This window comes from Pseudacidovorax sp. (assembly GCF_017991995.1).
In the GTDB taxonomy this organism is placed as follows: domain Bacteria; phylum Pseudomonadota; class Gammaproteobacteria; order Burkholderiales; family Burkholderiaceae_C; genus Xenophilus.
Genome location: NZ_JAGOPN010000011.1, coordinates 36,940 through 54,219 on the forward strand (window position 1 = coordinate 36,940; position 17,280 = coordinate 54,219).

The 17,280-nt window shown below is 72.5% G+C and carries 14 protein-coding genes; 1 reads left to right on the top strand and 13 read right to left on the bottom strand.

Translation table 11 applies throughout. The annotated features are described in order from the left end of the window. Positions 1 to 5: 5 nt before the first annotated feature. The 10 genes from KBC94_RS15765 to KBC94_RS15810 all read right to left on the bottom strand — a co-directional run bounded on the left by KBC94_RS15765 (position 6) and on the right by KBC94_RS15810 (position 11,486). On the bottom strand, positions 6 to 971 hold the full coding sequence (locus tag KBC94_RS15765; RefSeq protein WP_294371958.1) for a tripartite tricarboxylate transporter substrate-binding protein: 966 nt from the start codon (positions 969 to 971) through the stop codon (positions 6 to 8). 47 nt (positions 972 to 1,018) lie between these two features. After that, the gene (locus tag KBC94_RS15770) at positions 1,019 to 2,512 is read right to left on the bottom strand and encodes an NAD-dependent succinate-semialdehyde dehydrogenase (RefSeq protein WP_294371961.1); all 1,494 of its coding nucleotides are present in this window, start codon (positions 2,510 to 2,512) and stop codon (positions 1,019 to 1,021) included. After that, positions 2,506 to 3,525 carry a dihydrodipicolinate synthase family protein gene (locus tag KBC94_RS15775; RefSeq protein ID WP_294371965.1) on the bottom strand — a complete coding sequence of 340 codons (1,020 nt, stop codon included), beginning with the start codon at positions 3,523 to 3,525 and terminating at the stop codon, positions 2,506 to 2,508. The genes KBC94_RS15770 and KBC94_RS15775 overlap by 7 nt, the downstream gene beginning before the upstream one ends. A 32-nt stretch (positions 3,526 to 3,557) precedes the next feature. Further along, the gene (locus KBC94_RS15780; protein ID WP_294371970.1) at positions 3,558 to 4,574 is read right to left on the bottom strand and encodes an NAD(P)-binding domain-containing protein; all 1,017 of its coding nucleotides are present in this window, start codon (positions 4,572 to 4,574) and stop codon (positions 3,558 to 3,560) included. A 101-nt stretch (positions 4,575 to 4,675) separates the two neighbouring features. Then, positions 4,676 to 5,599 (bottom strand): LysR substrate-binding domain-containing protein, encoded by a 924-nt coding sequence (locus KBC94_RS15785; RefSeq protein ID WP_294371972.1) that lies wholly within the window; start codon positions 5,597 to 5,599, stop codon positions 4,676 to 4,678. Positions 5,600 to 5,700: 101 nt separating this feature from the next. Then, positions 5,701 to 7,035 (bottom strand): MFS transporter, encoded by a 1,335-nt coding sequence (locus KBC94_RS15790; protein ID WP_294371975.1) that lies wholly within the window; start codon positions 7,033 to 7,035, stop codon positions 5,701 to 5,703. Positions 7,036 to 7,054: 19 nt separating this feature from the next. Further along, positions 7,055 to 7,597 carry a hypothetical protein gene (locus KBC94_RS15795; RefSeq protein ID WP_294371977.1) on the bottom strand — a complete coding sequence of 181 codons (543 nt, stop codon included), beginning with the start codon at positions 7,595 to 7,597 and terminating at the stop codon, positions 7,055 to 7,057. Positions 7,598 to 7,665: 68 nt separating this feature from the next. Continuing rightward, entirely contained in the window at positions 7,666 to 8,544 is an 879-nt protein-coding gene (locus KBC94_RS15800) for a hypothetical protein (protein ID WP_294371979.1), read from the bottom strand. 156 nt (positions 8,545 to 8,700) lie between these two features. Further along, positions 8,701 to 10,053, bottom strand: a complete 1,353-nt coding sequence (locus KBC94_RS15805; RefSeq protein WP_294371981.1) for a sigma-54 dependent transcriptional regulator — start codon at positions 10,051 to 10,053, stop codon at positions 8,701 to 8,703. After that, the gene (locus KBC94_RS15810; protein WP_294371983.1) at positions 10,038 to 11,486 is read right to left on the bottom strand and encodes a HAMP domain-containing sensor histidine kinase; all 1,449 of its coding nucleotides are present in this window, start codon (positions 11,484 to 11,486) and stop codon (positions 10,038 to 10,040) included. Before KBC94_RS15810 ends, KBC94_RS15805 begins: the two co-directional genes overlap by 16 nt. Before the next feature lie 134 nt (positions 11,487 to 11,620). Between KBC94_RS15810 and KBC94_RS15815 the strand changes: the two genes are divergently transcribed. Further along, positions 11,621 to 13,246: a glycosyltransferase family 39 protein gene (locus KBC94_RS15815; protein WP_294371985.1), complete on the top strand. Its 1,626-nt coding sequence runs from the start codon at positions 11,621 to 11,623 to the stop codon at positions 13,244 to 13,246. Between the two features lie 91 nt (positions 13,247 to 13,337). On the opposite strand, the gene fba is transcribed toward KBC94_RS15815, so the two are convergent. Genes fba through KBC94_RS15830 form a run of 3 tightly spaced genes read right to left on the bottom strand, consistent with a single transcriptional unit; the run spans position 13,338 to position 17,273 of the window. Further along, positions 13,338 to 14,336, bottom strand: coding sequence for a class II fructose-bisphosphate aldolase (fba, locus tag KBC94_RS15820; RefSeq protein WP_294371988.1), 999 nt, complete (start codon positions 14,334 to 14,336; stop codon positions 13,338 to 13,340). Positions 14,337 to 14,359: 23 nt separating this feature from the next. Next, positions 14,360 to 16,384, bottom strand: coding sequence for a transketolase (gene tkt, locus KBC94_RS15825; protein WP_294371991.1), 2,025 nt, complete (start codon positions 16,382 to 16,384; stop codon positions 14,360 to 14,362). A gap of 10 nt (positions 16,385 to 16,394) precedes the next feature. Continuing rightward, positions 16,395 to 17,273 carry a phosphoribulokinase gene (locus KBC94_RS15830; RefSeq protein ID WP_294372004.1) on the bottom strand — a complete coding sequence of 293 codons (879 nt, stop codon included), beginning with the start codon at positions 17,271 to 17,273 and terminating at the stop codon, positions 16,395 to 16,397. Positions 17,274 to 17,280 lie beyond the last annotated feature (7 nt).

Genomic DNA, 17,280 nt, shown 5'->3' on the forward strand with positions numbered 1-17,280 from the left:
ATCGCTCATTCGATCCGGATGTTGGCCTCGGCCACGATGCGCCGGTAGAGCGTCATGTCCTCCGCAATGGCGCGGCCCAGTTGGCCCGGCTCGCCACTGGCTGCATTGAGGCCCAGGTCTTCCAGTGTCCGGCGCAGGCCCGGGTCGGCCAGGGCCGTCGCTGCGGCGCGCTGCAGCTTCTCCATCAGTGGCTGCGGCAGGCCCTGCGGTGCCAGCAGGCCAACCCAGGAGTCGAGCGTGAATTTGGGCAGCCCGGCCTCGGCCACCGTGGGCACGTTGGGCAGGCGCGGGTCGCGCCGCGAACCGGTCACCGCGATGATGCGCACCTTGCCCGCGTCCGCATAGGCCTTGGAGGCCGCATCGAAGGTCAGGTCCAGCAAGCCCGCTGCCACGTCGGCCGCCGCGGCCGCGGTGGACTTGTAGGGCACGTGGACCATGTTCGTTCCTGTGAGGAGCTTGAAGTACTCGCCGCCGAAGTGGGTACCGCTGCCCTGGCCGGCGCTGCCGTAGCTGAGCTTGCCCGGATGGCTGCGGGCATAGTCGATCAGGCCCTGCAGGTCGGTCACCGGCAGCTTGTTGCTCACCACCACCGGCAGGCCGTAGGTGCCGGCCATGGCCAGGGGCGCCAGCAGCCGCGTCGGGTCGTAGCGCGCCGTCGGGTCGACGATGGGCAGGATGCTGTAACTGGTGTTGGTGAACAGCAGCGTGCGCCCGTCGGGCGCTGCGCGAGCCACGGCGTCGATGCCGATGCGCGAGCCGGCGCCGGGGCGGTTCTCCACGATCATCGTCTCGCCCAGCAGGCGCGACATGCGCTCGGCCAGCGCGCGGGCGGCCACGTCGGTCACGCCGCCCGGCGGGAAGGGCACGACGATCTTGATGGCCTGCGACTGGGCCAGCGCCGGCCCACAGGCGAGGGCACCGAGCCCCAGCAGCAGCAGCGAGCGGCGAAGCAGGGAAGGGTGGGCTGTCATGGTATGTCTCCGTTGTTGTCGGTCGTTGTCGTGGTGGGGCTGTGCCCTCAGCCGCCCGCGGGCACGAGCCCGTCCCAGCAGAGGTACTTGATCTCCATAAATTCGTCGATGCCATGGCGGGAGCCCTCGCGGCCCAGGCCGCTCTGCTTGACGCCGCCGAAGGGCGCCACCTCGTTCGAAATGAGGCCGCAGTTGATGCCCACCATGCCCGATTCAAGGTCGGCCGACACACGCCACAGGCGCGCAGCGTTGCGGCTGTACAGATAGGCCGCCAGGCCGAATTCGGTGGCATTGGCCATCTGCAGCGCCTCGGCCTCGGCGTCGAATCGGAACACCGGAGCCAGCGGCCCGAAGGTCTCCTCCCGCGCCACGGCCATCGCCGGCGTGGCGCCGACCAGCACCGTGGGCTGGAAGAAGCGACCGCCCAGCGCATGCCGCCCGCCGCCGTGGGCCACGCGGGCGCCGTGCGCGCAGGCATCGGCGATGTGGGCCTCGACCTTGGCCACGGCCGCATCGTCGATCAGCGGACCGAGCTGCGAGCCGGCTTCCAGCCCATGGCCCACGCGCAGCTGCGCCACGCGCCGCACCAGGCGCTCCACGAAGGCATCGTGCACGCCCGACTGCACCAGCAGGCGGTTGGCACTGATGCAGGCCTGTCCGGTGTTGCGGAACTTGGCGGCCACGGCGCCTTCCACGGCTGCATCGATGTCCGCGTCGTCGAAGACCAGGAAGGGCGCGTTGCCGCCCAGCTCCATCGAGCATTTCTTGACGGTGCCGGCGGCCTGCGCCAGCAACAGCCGGCCCACCTCGGTGGAGCCGGTGAAGGTGATCTTGCGTACCAGCGGATGGGTGCACAGCACGCCGCCAATGGCCCGCGTGTCGTGGCCCGTGAGCACGTTGAAGACGCCGTCGGGCAGCCCGGCGCGCCGTCCCAGCTCGGCCAGCGCGAGGGCCGTGAGGGGCGTCTGGCTCGCGGGCTTGACCACCATGGTGCAGCCGGCCGCCAGCGCCGGTCCGGCCTTGCGGGTGATCATGGCCGCAGGGAAGTTCCAGGGCGTGATCGCCGCGCACACACCGATGGGCTCGCGCAGCGTGACGATGCGCGCCGTGGTGCGCGGCCCGGCCAGCACCTCGCCGGCCACGCGGGTCGCCTCTTCGGAGAACCAGCGCAGGAAGGAGGCCGCATAGTCCACCTCGGTGCGCGCCTCGGCCAGCGGCTTGCCGCCTTCGAGCGTGATCAGCGTCGCGAGGTCTTCACGGTGCGTCACCATGCCGTCGTACCAGCGCCGCAGCACGTCGGCCCGTTCGCGGGCCGTGGTCGCTCGCCAGCGCAGGAAGGCGCGCTGGGCGGCCTCGATCGCGGCCTCGGTCTCGGCCTCGCGCAGCCGCGGCAGCTCGGCAATCAGCGTGTCGTCGGCGGGGTTGTGCACGGCCGAGCGGCCATGGGGCGTCTCGTCGATCCACCGGCCATCGACGAAGGCCGCACTTCGCAGGAGGCTCGCGTCCTGGAGCAGCGATGCGACGGGCGATGCGCTCAGCATGGATGGCGCCCCGTCATGAAGGCGCTGTCGGCATCGGCCGTGACCGGCAGGCCCGAGGCCACCAGGCCCTGGCGCAGCATCTTCATCAGCCGGTCGGGCACCCGCATGGCGGGCCCGCGCAGCGGCCCACCGTTGAAGCCGGCCAGCCAGTCCTGGTACTTCCACATCGTGCGGTTGAGCACGCCGGTGCCGCCGGCGTAGGACTGGGCCGCGGCGCCGTTGGCGTTTCGCGCCGGCCCCACGCGCCAGTAGGCCTCCATGGCGGCGTCCCATTCGCCGCGACGAGCCAGATCGAAGGCGCGCGGGTAGTAGTGGCTCATCCACTGCGTGTTGCTGGTGCCCGAGAACTGCAGCTGCATCAGGCTCATCATGGGAATGGCGTCGGCCTCGATCGGGCAGCTGATCACCACCTCGTCGCGGAAGTGGCGGTACATCTCGCACAGCCCGCCGATCAGCGGATAGCCCTGCTCGGACTTGATGGCAACGATGTTCGGGCAGTCGTCGAGCAGCCGACGCACCAGGCCCACCGACATGCCGGCCGGGTGCACCCGCTCGAAGCCCCACAAGGGAATGGGGAAGAGCATCACCGCCAGGTCGGTCGCCTCGCAGAAGGCGCGGGTGTAGTCGTAGATCTCCTGCTCGGTCGTGGGCCAGAACTGCGGCGGGTACGACAGCAGCACGATGTCGGCACCGGCCTTCTGCGCCAGCTGTACGGCCTCGATGTTCTCCGCCAGCGTGCCGAAGGCGGCATGGAAGAACAGGCCCATGTCCTGGCCCACGGTGTCGCGGGCCCAGGCGGTGAACCGGGCGTTCTCCTCCGGCGTGATGGCCACCTCGCTGCACAGCAGGGTGTAGCGGTAGCCCAGCTCGCGCGCCAGGGCCACGTCATGGCGGATGCCGCCTTCGTTCAGCCGCTTGAGGTCGGCCGAGTAGCTGGGAATGGTGACGGCCGAGCAGCCGGTCAGGTGTTCGCGCGCCCAGGCGCGGGCGTCTTTGCGGGCATAGGAAGGCATGGGGGTACTCCGAGGGAATGAAGGGGAAGGGCTCACTTGGCCACGGGCACGATGGACCGCGCCAGCGCCTCGCCCCGGCCGCTGGCCCGGGCGCGTTCGAACAGCATCTCGGCCACCACCACGTCCTGCAGCGCCGAGCCGACGGACTTGTAGAGCACGATGTCGGACGGGCCACGCACCAGCCGGCCGGCGACGAGCTCGGTCAGCGGATGCAGCCGGTCCTCGAAGGCGATGCCTGCGGCGCGGGCGGCCAGCATGTCGCCGGTGTCGTGCGCCACCTCGTCGGGCATGTCGGCCACGATGAGTGCGCTGCGGGCGAGGGTGTCGACGTCGACCTCGCGCTGCTCCGGCAGCGTGGAGCCGATGGAAACCACCGTGGCGCCAGCGGCCAGCCAGCGGCCTTGCAGCACGGGCGTCTCGTCGCGGCTGCGCGCGGCGCACAGCACCACCTCGGCCTCGGCCACGGCCGCCTCGGCACTGGAACTGGCCTGCACGTCGTCGCACAGCTGCCGGTGGAAGTCCGCCGCGAAGGCCTCGCGGCGCTGCGGCGTGGGGCTGTAGACCCGCACCCGCGAGAGTGCGCGGACGGCCGCCAGCGCAGACAGCAGGCCGCGTGCCTCGAAGCCGGCGCCGATCACGGCCACCGCGAGCGGACGCCGGGGCGCCGCGGCGTCCACCGCCAGGGCGGCCGTCGCGGCGGTGCGGATGCCCGTGATGCGGTTGCCGTCGATGAGCGCTGCCAGCGCGGTGCTGCGCTGGTCGAACAGCGACACCAGGTAGCTGGCACGTCGCGCCGTCATCGAGGCCGCGATCAGCTTGCAGCCCATGTGCGCGCCGGTGGGCGAGACCGCGCTCAGTCCGCGCAGCCACAGGCCGTCGCCACGGGCCATGGAGCGTGGGGGCACCGCGGCCGGCGCGATTGGCTGCACATAGGCCTGGCGCAGGGCCTCGATGGCCGCCGGCCAATCGGCCAGTTCGGCCACGTCCTCGTCGCTGAGGAACAGGGTGGGCGGCGGCGCAGAAGCCGCTTCTGGGTGGGACGAGCCCATGGTGTCTCCTTGGAAAGAGACCCGATGCTAGGGAGCCCCTGCCTCCCAGGCGAGCGCATCGGCGCGAAAGCAGCATTCGCGCAAATGCAAAGCGGGCGGACTCAGCCGTGCAGCCGCAGCACGCCCGGGGCCAGGGTGCGCAGCAGCGCCGCCACCGATCGCGTGGCCAGCGTGCTCGGCCTTTGGGCCGTCTCGGCCAGCACGACCGCGCGGGTGAGCGTCGGGCGCGCGATGCGCACCACGGCAAGCTGGCGCGCAAGCGGCGCGTCGAGCGTGCCGGCGGTGATGGCCACGCCGCCGCCACTGGCCACCATCTGGTGCTGGAGCCGGATGGAATCGGCCTCGAGCGCGCAGGTCAGCGCGACGCCACGGTCCCGCGCCAGCTTCACCAGCCGGGCGCGCAGCGGATGCGGGTCGCTCGGCAGCACCAGCGGCAGTCCGGCCAGCTCGTCGAAGGAGACGGTCTTGCGCCCGGCCAGCGGATGCTGGCGCGGCATCACGAGGTTCAGGTGCAGCCGTGCCAGCACCGGCTCGGTGGCGTCGTCCGGCGTGTCGGTCTCGCGCAGCAGCGTGGCCATGTCGAGCCGGCCCTGGCCCAGCCATTCCTCCAGCTGGCCGCTGGCGCCCTCGGTCAGGTGCAGGCGCACCTCCGGCCAGCGGCGCCTCGCCTCGGTGAACAGCGGACCGGCGAGCACGCCCACGGTGGACGGCAGCATGCCGACCCGGACATCGCCCATGGGCAGCCCGCTGCGGGTGCGCATGTCGTCCGCCAGCTGCTCGGCCTCGCGCATGAGCGCCTGGATGCGCGGCAGCACCTGCGCGCCGAACTCGGTGAGCACGACGCCGCGACCCGTGCGCCGGAAGAGCCGGGTGCCCGCATCGGTCTCCAGCTGGGCGATGTTGCGGCTGACGACCGACGCCGGCATGTCGAGCGTCCCCGCGGCCCCCGTGACGCTGCCAGCCTGGGCCACATGCACGAAGAGCCGCCATTTGGCGTCGAGGATGGTGGGAGCAGAGGCGGCCATGGCCCCGCATTGTGCGCAGGGCGCAATGCGAAATGGCTCGGCTTCCCCCGCCGCATCACTTTGTCGCGACACCGGCGGAGGAGTGGCGCGGCAGTTGCCACTCAGGCGCGGAGATCCGGCACGCGCGGCAGAGCGCCAGCGTGGGCTGGAATGGCGGCGCCGGCGTGGACGCGTCCGCCCGTCCGCTGGGCCAGCACGAAGGCCGGCAGCGCCAGCAGTGCGCAACCGGCGAGCACGGCGAACGCCAGCCCGAAGTGCCCCCCGTGCCCCACGATGCCGTTGGCCAGGCCGGCGCTGAAGGCCGCGCCGACGCCCTGCATCGTCAGCACCAGGCCGAGGGCCAGGTTGTAGCGGCCCGAGCCGCGCACATAGCGCTCCACCATCAGCGGGGTGGCCACGCCCAGCGCACCGGCGGCGATGCCGTCCAGCACCTGCACCGGCAGGTTGGCCCACACGCTCGGGAAGGCCCAGGCCAGCAGCCCGCGCACCGGCAGGATCAGGATGGACAGGTAGACGAAGGCCGACAGGTCCCAGCGCCGGCTGCGCGACACCCACAGCGCCACCGGCACCATGGTGAGTTGTGCCACCACGATGGCGACGCCGGTCCACAGCAGCGGCGCCGCGTCGGGCTGGGTGGCTGCGAGCCGCTGGTTGAGCAGCGGCAGCATGGCCGCGTTCCCCAGGTGGAAGAGGGCACAGGTCAGCGCGAAGAGCCACAGGGCCTTGTGCCGCAGCAGCTCGGAAAACCCCTCGGGCGCCGCGGCGGTGGGCGGCCCATCGGACGCGGCCGGGTCCACGCCCCGGGCCGCGGCATGGTCGATGTCCTGCGCGCGGATGGCCGCCACGCACAGCAGCGCGCCCACCGACATGGCCAGCATGACGGCCATCATCCAGGGGGCGCCAAACAGGTGGGCCACTACGCCCGCCCCCAGTGCCGAGACGATGTTGCCTGCGTGACTCCAGGCCTCGTTGCGGCCGGTCTGTCGGCGCAGGCCCTCGCGGCGCGCGAGGCCGAGCGTCAGGCCGGCCAGCGCCGCCGCCAGCAGCGCCCCGGCCGCACCCGCCACGGCCTGCGAGGCGATCAGCAGGGCCGGCGAGCGCGTGGTGAAGGCGCAGGCACTGCCGGCCAGCACCAGCATCACCGCGACGACCAAGAGCAGCCGCTTGGCCGCGGACCGGTCCACCCACGCACCCGCCAGCGGCGTCATCACCACGGCAGCCAGCCCGCCCGCGGTCAGCGTCAGGCCGATCAGTGATTGCTCGACCCGCTGGCTCTGCAGGTAGGTGGCCAGGAAGGGCCCGAGCCCATCGCGCACGTCGGCCAGGAAGAAGGCCATCCACGCCAGGGCCGTGAGCGAACCCGCGGTGGCTGCGGCAGCCGGGGCCGGGCGCGAAGGGGCGGCCATGGGCATCGCCAGCGTGGGGGTGGTGGTCATGCGCGCCTCTCCTGCAGCGTCAGTGCTGCGGCAGCGGCTGGCCGTTGACGGTGCGGGCCTCCATCACCCGGCCGCGGCCCCCGGCCAGCGGACGCGCGGGGCCTTCGGCCTCCACCGCGTCGCCGATCTTCAGGCCGGCATGCACGAACCCATCGGGCTTGAGGTGCACGAAGTCGCCGCTGTCCAGCACCACGCCGTTGGGCGCACCGTGCTTCGCATGGTTGATGCGCACCACCCTACCGCGCACGGGGCCGTCGGTGCTTGCCGCGTCCACGGGCCTGCCGGCCACATGGCTCAGCCGGTGGAAGTCGTAGACCACGTGGTCGCCCTCGCCCTTGTCGGAAGGCAGGCGCAGGCTGCCTTCCACCGTGACCGACTGGCCCGGCTTGACGTTCGCGAAGGCATCGGCGGCGGTCTCGTCGTGCTTGTCGAACACGAACTGTGTGGGAATGCCGTGGGTGTCGATGAGCAGCCCTTCGTAGCCGCCGCGCGGGCTGTAGATGAGGTGCTGGAACTGGCCTTCGACGGCATAGACGTCGATCATTTCTTCGGGATGAGGCATGGATGCTCCGGGTTCTTGGAAAAGGGGAGGAAAGGTGGCGCGGCGCCAACGCGCCGCGCAGAAAGCCGTCAGACCGGCCGACGCTGCGGGCCCGGCACCGGGCCGGGGCGGGGTGCCGGCATGTCGGCGCTGCCCGAGAGCACGTCCTGCAGGGCCTGCGGCGAGGCGCCGAGGCGGGTGGCCTCCAGCGCCGTGCCCAGCGGGCCGCGGGTGCCCCAGCCCTGCGCATACAGCGGCGCGCCGGGTTGCAGCAGGCCGCCGATCATGCGGCCGACGTGCGGGGGAAAGCGCACGATGGTGCCGTCCTGCAGCAGTACGCCGTTGACGTCGCCGCGGCCGGTGGACAGCACCCGGGCGATGCGGCCTCCGGCGTCCATCGCGGCCAGGGCGCCCATGGCGCGCGGTGCGGGCGGCACGGCGCCCGGCGCCGGTGGCTGGTCGACCACCGTGCGACCCCGCGCGCCGATCTGCTGCGCCTGCAGCACGCCGCCGTCGGTGGCACGCCAGCCGCTCACGTCGATGCGCTCACCGGGCTGGGCCAGGGCCGTCAGCTCGGCCGACAGGTGGGGCGGAAAGCTTACCTGCGTGCCGTCCTGCAGCAGCAGGCCGTCGGCTTCCCCGTTGGGGTTGATCAGCCAGCGGGCCAGCGTGCCCGACACGGTGGCCTGGGTCTGGGCGGGAGGCGGCAGGCCCATCGGCCCGGCCACCGGCACCGGCCGAGGCTCAGGCAGGGGCGCCGCCAGCGCGCCGGGCCGCGCCTCGGGCATGGGCGCAGGCAGGGCACCAGCGCGCGGTGCGGCCATGGGTCGCGGCGCCGCATCGGTCATCGGAAACACGGGCGCGGCGGGCGGCACCGGTTGTAGCGCCGGCTGGGCGCCCGCGATGCCGGAGGCGACGACGAGGCCGGCGAGCAGGCCGGCGCGAAGGGGGAATCGAGTCAAGGTCATGGAAGGCTCCTGTTGACGGATGCCTGACCTGTCCCAAAAGACGTGCCAGCCGCGCTTGCCTTGCAGATCAAGGACTTGGCTGCGGGTGGGCGCCGTGGGTTGGCCGCGTGGCGGACAGCGGCTGTCCGGGAACAGGACAGCGGCCTGCGCGTGGCGTCACTCCAGCCCGTACTGCGCGAGCTTGGTGTAGAGCAGCTGCCGATGGATGCCCAGTTGCCGCGCCGCCATGGAGCGGTTGCCGCCCGCTGCGGCCAGGGCATGCTGCAGCAACAGCTTCTCCAGCCGCTCCACGGCCTCGGGCAGGGTACCGTCGTACCAGTCGGCCGACAGGCCGCCAGCGCCCTCGGCCGCACTTCCCACGCTTCCCGCCCCCGGCAGCTCGACCTGCGCGATCACGGCGCCGCGCTGCAAAGCGTGGCAGCGTTCCATGGCGTTGCGCAGCTCGCGCACGTTGCCGGGCCAGTCGTAGGCCAGCAGGGCGCGGGCCGCCTCGGCCGACAGCCGCTTGGCCGGGCCGGGTGCCGCCGCCAGCCGCAGGAAATGCTCCGCCAGCGGCACGATGTCGGCCAAGCGCTCGCGCAGCGGCGGCAGGCGGATCGCCAGCACGTCGAGCCGGTAGCGCAGGTCTTCACGGAAGCGGCCGTCGCGCACGGCCTGGGCCAGGTCGCGGTGGGTGGCGGCCACCACGCGCACATCCACCTTCTGCACGCGGTGGCTGCCCACGGGCGTGACCTCGCCCTCCTGCAGCACGCGCAGCAGCTTGGCCTGTACCTCCAGCGCCATGTCGCCGATCTCGTCGAGCAGCAGCACGCCGCCGTGGGCGGCCTTGAAGCAGCCGGCCCGCTCGGCCACCGCGCCGGTGAAGGCGCCCTTGACGTGGCCGAAGAGCTCGCTTTCCAGCAGGTCCTTCGGGATGGCGGCGCAGTTGACGGCCACGAAGGGTCCGTCGGCCCGGTCGGAGTGGCGGTGCAGGGCGCGTGCGACCAGCTCCTTGCCGGTGCCCGTCTCGCCGATCACCAGCACCGGCGCCCGGCTGCCAGCCGCCAGGCCGATGCGCTTGTGCACCTCGCGCATGGCCTCGCTCACGCCGATCAGCTCGCCGTCGTCCGCCACGGGCTGCGGCGCCGGCGCGGCCGAGGCGGGCGTGGCCGATGCCAGCGCGCGGCGCACGGCGTCGACCACCGCGTCGCGGCTGACCGGCTTGGCCAGGTGATCGAAGGCGCCCAGGCGCATGGCCTCGATGGTGCCGGCGCTGCCCGCATGGGCCGTCAGCACGATGACGGGCGGCCGGCGCGCCAGCCGCGCGTTCATCGCGGCCAGGGTCTGCAGACCATCCATGCCGGGCATGCGGTGGTCCAGGAAGACCAGGTCGAAGCGATGCGCGCCCAGCAGCGCCAGGCCGTCCTCGCCGCCGGGCGCGGTCTGCACGGTGTGGCCCAGGCTTTCGAGCGTCTCGCGCAGCGAATCGGCGAAGGCCGCGTCGTCGTCAACGATCAGCAGGTCTGCCATGGCATCTCCAGGATGAAGCGGGCGCCGGGCGCGCCGGGCTCGTGGCGCAGTTCGCCGCCATGGGCAAAGGCGACCTCGCGCGCCAGCGCCAGGCCCAGGCCGGTGCCGTCGGCCCGGCCGGTTCCGAAGGGTTCGAAGAGGCGGCTGCGCAGCGCCTCCGGCACGCCCTCGCCGTCGTCGCTCACGGTCAGGACGAGCTGGCCGCGGTCGGCGTCATGGCGCGCCGAGATCCGCACCTGACCGCCGGGGCTGCGGGCGTGGCGCACGGCGTTGTCCAGCAGGTTATCCACGGCGCGGGCCAGGTGCATGGGATCGAACACGGCGCGATCGGGTGCGCCCTCGGTCAGCACCAGCCGCACCTGGCGGGACGCGGCCCCCGCGCCGGCCGCGGCCAGGCGCTCGTCCAGCCAGGCGGGCAGGTCGACCGGCCGTGGCTTGAGGTCCAGCGGCTGCACCAGCGCCAGCAGGCTCTGCACCACGGCATCGAGCCGGTCGATCTGGCCCACGATGGTCTGCAGCGCCCGGCCCTGGGTCGCCGGGTCGCCGGCCAGCGCGTTCTCCGCCTTCAGGCGCATGGCGGCGATGGGGTTGCGTATCTCATGGGCCACGGCCGAGCTCATGCGGCCCAGCGCCGCCAGGCGCATGTCGCGGCTGCGCTGGGCCTGCGCCTCGCGGGCGGCGGCGCGGGCTTCCTCAAAGCGGCCGGCGAAGCCGTTGTAGCTGGCGACGATGCGGTCCAGCTCGTCCAGGCCGGTGCGGGGCAGCCGGGGCATGGCGTCGGCGGGCGCCGCGGCCAGGGCCCCTTCAAGCCGCCGCAGCCGTGCCTGCCCGCGGTAGAGCAGCCAGCCGAGCCACAGCCCGGAGAAGACGATGGCCGCCACCAGCGCGGCGATGCCAGCGCGCAGGCCGCCCTCGGCCGCCACCGCGCCCAGCTGCGTGCGCGTCATGGTCCAGGCCGAGGCGCCACCCACGTTCAAGGGGCAGGCGGCCACGATCAGCAGCTCGCGGCTGCCGCGCACCTGCTGGGTCTGGGCGCGGCCGGTGTCCACCGCCTGGCGCGCCAGCTGTTCGAGCAGTGGACGCTCCGCGGGCGGCACGTCGGTCTTCACGCCGGCGCCCTCGTAGGTGGGATAGGCATAGCCCAGCATGCCGCCAGCGCGGCTCCACACGCCGCCCTCCACATAGGGCGCCTCGGTCAGCACGAGCTGCAGCAGCACGCGCGCGAGGTCGGTCTGGAGTACGGGCGCGGGCGGGGCCGACTGGGCGTAGCGCTGGGCCAGCTGTTCGCAGGCCTGCTCGACCCGGGCGCGGCCCACCTTCATCTGCATGGCGGGGCTCAGCCGGTACAGGCCCAGGAGCACCACCCCGAGCAGCAGGCAGACGGCGATGAGCAGCGCCCAGAAAACGGCAAGTTGCAGGCGCAGCGATCGCATGAAGAGGGCAGGGGCGGGGCGGCAGGCTGAAGGGCGCGCCAGTATGCGCGAGGCCTACCGCCCGTCCGAATGGCCCTACATGCTCCGGGCTCGTCAGACGCTGGTGAGGCAGAACGTCGTACAAACCGCCGCCCATGTTGTCGTTCGAACTCTCCCCGCCCCGCGGATCCGCGTCGCCCGCCGCACCCGCATTGCCTGCGCAGCTGCCGCGCGGCGCCGTGCCGCTCGTGCTGTTGGCCCTCGTGCTGCTGTGGGCCCTTCCGCCGGTACTGGCCTACCAGTCGCCGCCGTGGGACAACGTGGAAGAGCTGTTCTGGGCCCAGCGCTTCCAGTGGGGCTACTACAAGCACCCGCCGCTGCCCACCTGGATCATGGCGGTGCTGGTGCGCCTGGCGGGACCTGAGCCCTGGCTGACCTATGTGGCGGGCGTGGGCTGCGGGGCGGGCGCCCTCTATCTGCTGTGGCGCTGGGCGCGCGAATGCATGCCGCCGCAGCGCGCGCTGCTGGCCGTGGTGCTGGCCTCGCTGGTGGCCTACCACCTGCCGCGGACCGTGGTCTTCAACCACAACACCGTGCAGCTGCTGCCCCTGGCCGGCTACTGGTGGATGCTGTGGCGCACCCTGTGCCGGGCCGACGCGAAGCCGCGGCACTGGATCGCGCTGGGCGTGTTCGCGGCCCTTTCGCTGCTGACCAAGTACAGCGCGGTGGTGCAGTTCGCCGTCGGCGCGCTGCTGCTGATGCAGGCGGGCCGCTGGCGCGAGCCGCGCATCTGGCGCGGCCTGGGCCTGGCGATGATCGTGGCGCTGGTGCTGCTGGCGCCCCACCTGTACTGGGCCCTGACCCACACGGACCAGACGCTGGGCTATGCCGCCGCATCGATGGAGGCCCGTGGACACCGACCCCACCGGACGCTGCAGCTGCGCCAGCAGCTGGGCATGCAGATCGGGCGGCTGCTGCCGATGCTGGTGGTGGTCGCGCTCGCCTGCGTGCTGCGGCCGCGGACCGCCACGCCACCGGTGCCGACCGGGCCCCAGCCGACCGCGGCGATCCAGGCCGCGGACCGGCGCTTCCTGGCCTGGGCGGCCTTCGGGCCGGTGGTGCTGGTGCTGGCCGCCATCACCCTGCTGGGCACCAGGGCGCATGGCCACTGGTTCACCACCTTCTTCCTGCCGCTGCCGCTGTGGCTGGCCATGGTGGTGCCGGGGCTGGAGGCGGAGCACTGGCGTCGCCGCCGGTGGGGTGTGCTGCTGGGCGCGGCAGCCCTGTTCCATGTCATGGCGGCCATGGGCGGTGCCTGGGCCGAAGGCGGCGGCGAGGCCCGGCGCGGCCACATCACCCGCGGCAGCCTGCCCTCGCAGCAGATCGCTGACCGGCTGCAGCAGATCTGGCACGCCCGGGTGCCCGATCGGCCGCTGCCCATGCTCGTCGGCGATACCTGGTTCGGCGGTGCCGTCGCCTTGAAAATGGGCCCCGCGGTGCAGCTGTGGATCGATGGCGAGGAACGCACCTCGCCCTGGATCGAACCCGGCGCACTGGAGCGCGGCGGCGGCATGGTCGTCATCCTCGACACGCAGCCCTTCCAGTCCGAATGGCCCACGCTGGAGACGCGGCTGGCCCAGGCCGACTGTCAGGGCCGCATCGAGCTCCCCTGGGCCGAGGGAAGTGCGAGGACCGTGTCGATGCGCTGGGGCCTGGTGCTGCCGCATGAGCAGTCGGCAACCGGCGATCGCTGCGCCTCCGTCGCGGCCGCGCGCGGGTAGTTGGCCCGGGCCTGCCGCGGCAGCGGGACGCGGCCCTTTGGTGATCCGCCTGGAATCCTGCGACTGCCCGAAGCGCCTGCCCCGTCCCGCTCTAGATCCTGGACGCCATGCCCGCGCATCCAAAGGCCTCGAAGCGTTCGGCACACAGGTCCCGGGCTGCGATGAGGGCAGCACTCAGGAATCTGCGCGGGTCGAACTCGTCGGGCCTGTTCGCCATCGCCCGCCGCATCGCGCCCGTCATGGCCAGGCGGATGTCGGTGTCGATGTTGATCTTGCGCACACCGTGGCGGATGCCTTCCTGGATCTCCTCCACCGGCACGCCGTAGGTCTCCTTGATGTCGCCGCCATGTTCGCGGATGACGGCGAGCCACTGCTGCGGTACGGACGACGAGCCGTGCATCACCAGGTGCGTGTTCGTGATGCGCGCGTGGATGGCTTTGATTCGGTCGATGGCGAGGATGTCGCCCGTCGGCTTGCGGCTGAACTTGTAGGCGCCATGCGAGGTGCCGATGGCGATGGCCAGCGCGTCCACGCCGGTGCGGGCGACGAAGTCGGCGGCCTGCTCGGGGTCGGTCAGCAGTTGCTCGTGGGTCAGCTGCCCTGCGGCGCCGACGCCATCCTCCTCGCCCGCGGTGCCGGACTCCAGCGACCCCAGGCAGCCGAGTTCGCCCTCCACCGACACGTCCACCGCATGCGCCATCTCGACGACGCGGCGCGTCACGGCCACGTTGTAGTCGTAGGGCGCGGGCGTCTTCGCGTCCTCCAGCAGCGAGCCGTCCATCATCACGCTCGTGAAGCCCGAACGGATGGACTGCATGCACACGGCGGGGCTGGCGCCATGGTCCTGGTGCAGCACGATGGGCAGGCGCGGGTACATCTCTGCGGCGGCCTCCACCATCTTGCGAAGGAAGGGCTCGCCCGCGTAGCTGCGTGCGCCGGCCGAGGCCTGCAGGATGACCGGGCTGTCGGTCGCGTGGGCGGCCTGCATGATGGCCTGGATCTGCTCCAGGTTGTTCACGTTGAAGGCGGGCACGCCGTAGCGGTGCTCGGCCGCATGGTCGAGCAGGCGGCGCAGGGAGATCATGGGCATCGGGGGCTCCTTGGGGGTCGGTGTCAGTCGAGGTGAGATGGGACGAGGGCGCGGGCGCGTGCGGCCACGGCCTCGGCGGTGAGGCCGAAGAGCCGGAACAGCTCGCCCGCCGGCGCGGATTCGCCGAAGCGGTCGAGGCCCACCACGTCGCCGTGCTCGCCGACGTACTTCCACCACAGGCCCGTGCTGCCCGCCTCCACGGCCAGGCGCGGCAGGTGGCGGGGGATGACGTCATGGCGCCAGGCGGCGTCCTGGCGGTCGAACACGTTCAGGCAGGGCAGTGACACGACGCGCGCCGGGAGGCCGGCGTCGACGAGCAGCGCGGCGGCGGCGAGCGCGATGCCGACCTCCGAGCCGCTGGCCAGCAGCGCGAGGCGCTCGCCATCGGGCTGGCGCAGCACGTAGCCGCCGCGGGCGATGTCGTCCAGCCGCGCGCGGCCGTCGCCGGCATGGGGCAGCGCCTGGCGGGACAGCAGCAGGGCGCTCGGGCCGTCCGCGCGGCGCATGGCCTCGCGCCAGGCGACGGCCGTCTCGGTCGCGTCGGCCGGCCGCCAGACGTTGAGGCCGGGGATGAGTCGCAGGCTGGACGCATGCTCCACCGGCTGGTGGGTGGGGCCGTCCTCGCCCAGGCCGATGGAGTCGTGCGTGTACACATGCACGACCGGCAGCTTCATCAGTGCCGCCATGCGCACCGCGTTGCGGGCGTAGTCCGAGAAAGCGAGGAAGGTGCCGCCGAAGGCCCGGTAGCCGCCGTGCAGCGCGACGCCGTTCATGAGGGCCGCCATGCCGAACTCGCGAACGCCGTAGTGCACGTGGTTGCCGGTGCCCGTGCCCTTCAGCGCACGGTGGCCGGCCCAGTCGGTCAGGTTCGATCCCGTCAGGTCGGCCGAGCCGCCGAGCAGCTCGGGCGTGGCGGGGCCGAGCGCCAGCAGCACATCCTGCGAGGCCTTGCGCGTGGCCACGGCGGCGGCCCGGGATTCGGCAGCCGCGCAGGCCTGCCCGAGGGCTTCCTCGGCTTGCGTGCCCAGCGGCGCGCGCCGGGGCTGGCGGCGCTGCAGCTCGCGGGCGAGGTCGGGGTAGGCGAGGGCGTAAGCGGTGAAGCGCTCGCGCCAGGCGGCGTTCAGCGCCGCGCCGCGCTCGCGGGCCGACCAGGCCTCGCGCAGCTCATCCGGCACCTCGAAGGGCGCGGCCGTCCAGCCCAGCGCCGCCCGCGTCAGCGCGATCTCCTTGGCGCCCAGCGCCTCGCCATGCACCTTGGCCGTGCCGGCGCGGTTGGGCGAGCCCTTGCCGATGGTGGTGCGGCAGCAGATCAGCACGGGCTTGTCGGCCGCGTGCGCGGTGGCGATGGCGCGGTCCAGCGCGTCGACGTCGTGGCCGTCCACGCCGCGCAGCACGTTCCAGCCATAGGCCTCGAAGCGGCCGGGCGTGTCGTCGCCGAACCAGCCCCTGACGTCGCCGTCGATGGAGATGCCGTTGTCGTCGTAGAAGGCGACGAGCTTGTGCAGCCGCCAGGTGCCGGCCAGCGAACAGGCCTCGTGGCTCAGGCCCTCCATCAGGCAGCCGTCGCCGAGGAAGACGTAGGTGCGATGGTCGACGACCGCGTGGCCGGGGCGGTTGAACTCGTCGGCCAGCAGCTTCTCGGCCAGCGCCATGCCCACCGCATTGGCAATGCCCTGGCCCAGCGGGCCGGTCGTCGTCTCCACGCCCGGCGTGACGTCGACCTCGGGGTGGCCGGGCGTCCTGCTGTGCAGCTGACGGAAGCGCTTGATCTCGTCCATCGGCAGCTCGTAGCCGCTCAGGTGCAGCAGCGCGTACAGCAGCATGGAGCCGTGGCCGTTGGACAGCACGAAGCGGTCGCGGTCGGGCCAGGCGGGGTCGGCCGGGTCGTGGCGCAGGTGGTGGCGCCACAGGGCTTCGGCGATGTCGGCCATGCCCATGGGCATGCCGGGGTGGCCGCTGTGGGCGGCCTGCACCGCGTCGACGGCGAGCATGCGCAGCGCGTTCGCGCATTGCTGGCGCAGGGTGCGGGAGGGCAGGTCGTTCTTCATGACGTGCTCCTCAGGCGGCCAGCAGGTTGCGGCGCCGCTCCACCAGCCGCAGGATCATCGGCGTGAAGATCAGCTGCATGGCCAGCTCCATCTTGCCGCCCGGCACCACCAGCGTGTTGGCGCGCGACATCCACGAGTCGTGCAGCATGCTGAGCAGGTAGGGGAAGTCGAAGCCGCGCGGGTTGGCGAAGCGGATGACGACCAGGCTCTCGTCGGCCGTCGGGATGGTGCGCGCGATGAAGGGGTCGGAGGTGTCGACGACGGGCACGCGCTGGAAGTTGATGTGGGTGCGCGTGAACTGCGGGCAGATGTAGTGCACGTACTCGTGCATGCGGCGCAGGATCACGTCGGTGACGGCCTCGGTGGAATAGCCGCGGGTGCTGCGGTCGCGATGGATCTTCTGGATCCACTCCAGGTTGATGACGGGCACGACGCCGATCAGCAGGTCCACGAAGCGGGCCACGTCGACCTTGTCGGTCGTCACGCCGCCGTGCAGGCCTTCGTAGAACAGCAGGTCGCTGGCCGGCAGCGGCTCCCAGGCGGTGAAGGTGCCCGGCGGCTGCTTGTAGGGCGCCGCCTCCTCCTCGTTGTGCAGGTATTTGCGGCTCTGGCCCTGGCCGGTCTCGGCGTAGCTGCGGAAGAGCTCCTGCAGCTCGTCGAAGAGGTTGGCGCTCTCGCCGAAATGGCTGAAGTGCGGCTGGTCGTTCTTCTCGGCCTCGGCCATGGCGGCCTTCATGGCCTGGCGGTCGTGGCGGTGGAAGCTGTCACCCTCGATGAGGGCGGCGGCCACGCCTTCGCGGCGGAAGATGTTCTCGAAGGTGCGCGTCACCGACGTGGTGCCCGCGCCGGAGGAGCCGGTGATGGCGATGATGGGGTGCTTGGCGGACATGGGGGTT

What these genes read in the sequence shown, in the direction of transcription:
- KBC94_RS15765 (WP_294371958.1), bottom strand. Translation starts at nt 971, where the DNA reads ATGACAGCCCACCCTTCCCTGCTTCGCCGCTCGCTGCTGCTGCTGGGG.
- KBC94_RS15770 (WP_294371961.1), bottom strand. Translation starts at nt 2,512, where the DNA reads ATGCTGAGCGCATCGCCCGTCGCATCGCTGCTCCAGGACGCGAGCCTC.
- KBC94_RS15775 (WP_294371965.1), bottom strand. Translation starts at nt 3,525, where the DNA reads ATGCCTTCCTATGCCCGCAAAGACGCCCGCGCCTGGGCGCGCGAACAC.
- KBC94_RS15780 (WP_294371970.1), bottom strand. Translation starts at nt 4,574, where the DNA reads ATGGGCTCGTCCCACCCAGAAGCGGCTTCTGCGCCGCCGCCCACCCTG.
- KBC94_RS15785 (WP_294371972.1), bottom strand. Translation starts at nt 5,599, where the DNA reads ATGGCCGCCTCTGCTCCCACCATCCTCGACGCCAAATGGCGGCTCTTC.
- KBC94_RS15790 (WP_294371975.1), bottom strand. Translation starts at nt 7,035, where the DNA reads ATGACCACCACCCCCACGCTGGCGATGCCCATGGCCGCCCCTTCGCGC.
- KBC94_RS15795 (WP_294371977.1), bottom strand. Translation starts at nt 7,597, where the DNA reads ATGCCTCATCCCGAAGAAATGATCGACGTCTATGCCGTCGAAGGCCAG.
- KBC94_RS15800 (WP_294371979.1), bottom strand. Translation starts at nt 8,544, where the DNA reads ATGACCTTGACTCGATTCCCCCTTCGCGCCGGCCTGCTCGCCGGCCTC.
- KBC94_RS15805 (WP_294371981.1), bottom strand. Translation starts at nt 10,053, where the DNA reads ATGGCAGACCTGCTGATCGTTGACGACGACGCGGCCTTCGCCGATTCG.
- KBC94_RS15810 (WP_294371983.1), bottom strand. Translation starts at nt 11,486, where the DNA reads ATGCGATCGCTGCGCCTGCAACTTGCCGTTTTCTGGGCGCTGCTCATC.
- KBC94_RS15815 (WP_294371985.1), top strand. Translation starts at nt 11,621, where the DNA reads ATGTTGTCGTTCGAACTCTCCCCGCCCCGCGGATCCGCGTCGCCCGCC.
- fba (WP_294371988.1), bottom strand. Translation starts at nt 14,336, where the DNA reads ATGCCCATGATCTCCCTGCGCCGCCTGCTCGACCATGCGGCCGAGCAC.
- tkt (WP_294371991.1), bottom strand. Translation starts at nt 16,384, where the DNA reads ATGAAGAACGACCTGCCCTCCCGCACCCTGCGCCAGCAATGCGCGAAC.
- KBC94_RS15830 (WP_294372004.1), bottom strand. Translation starts at nt 17,273, where the DNA reads ATGTCCGCCAAGCACCCCATCATCGCCATCACCGGCTCCTCCGGCGCG.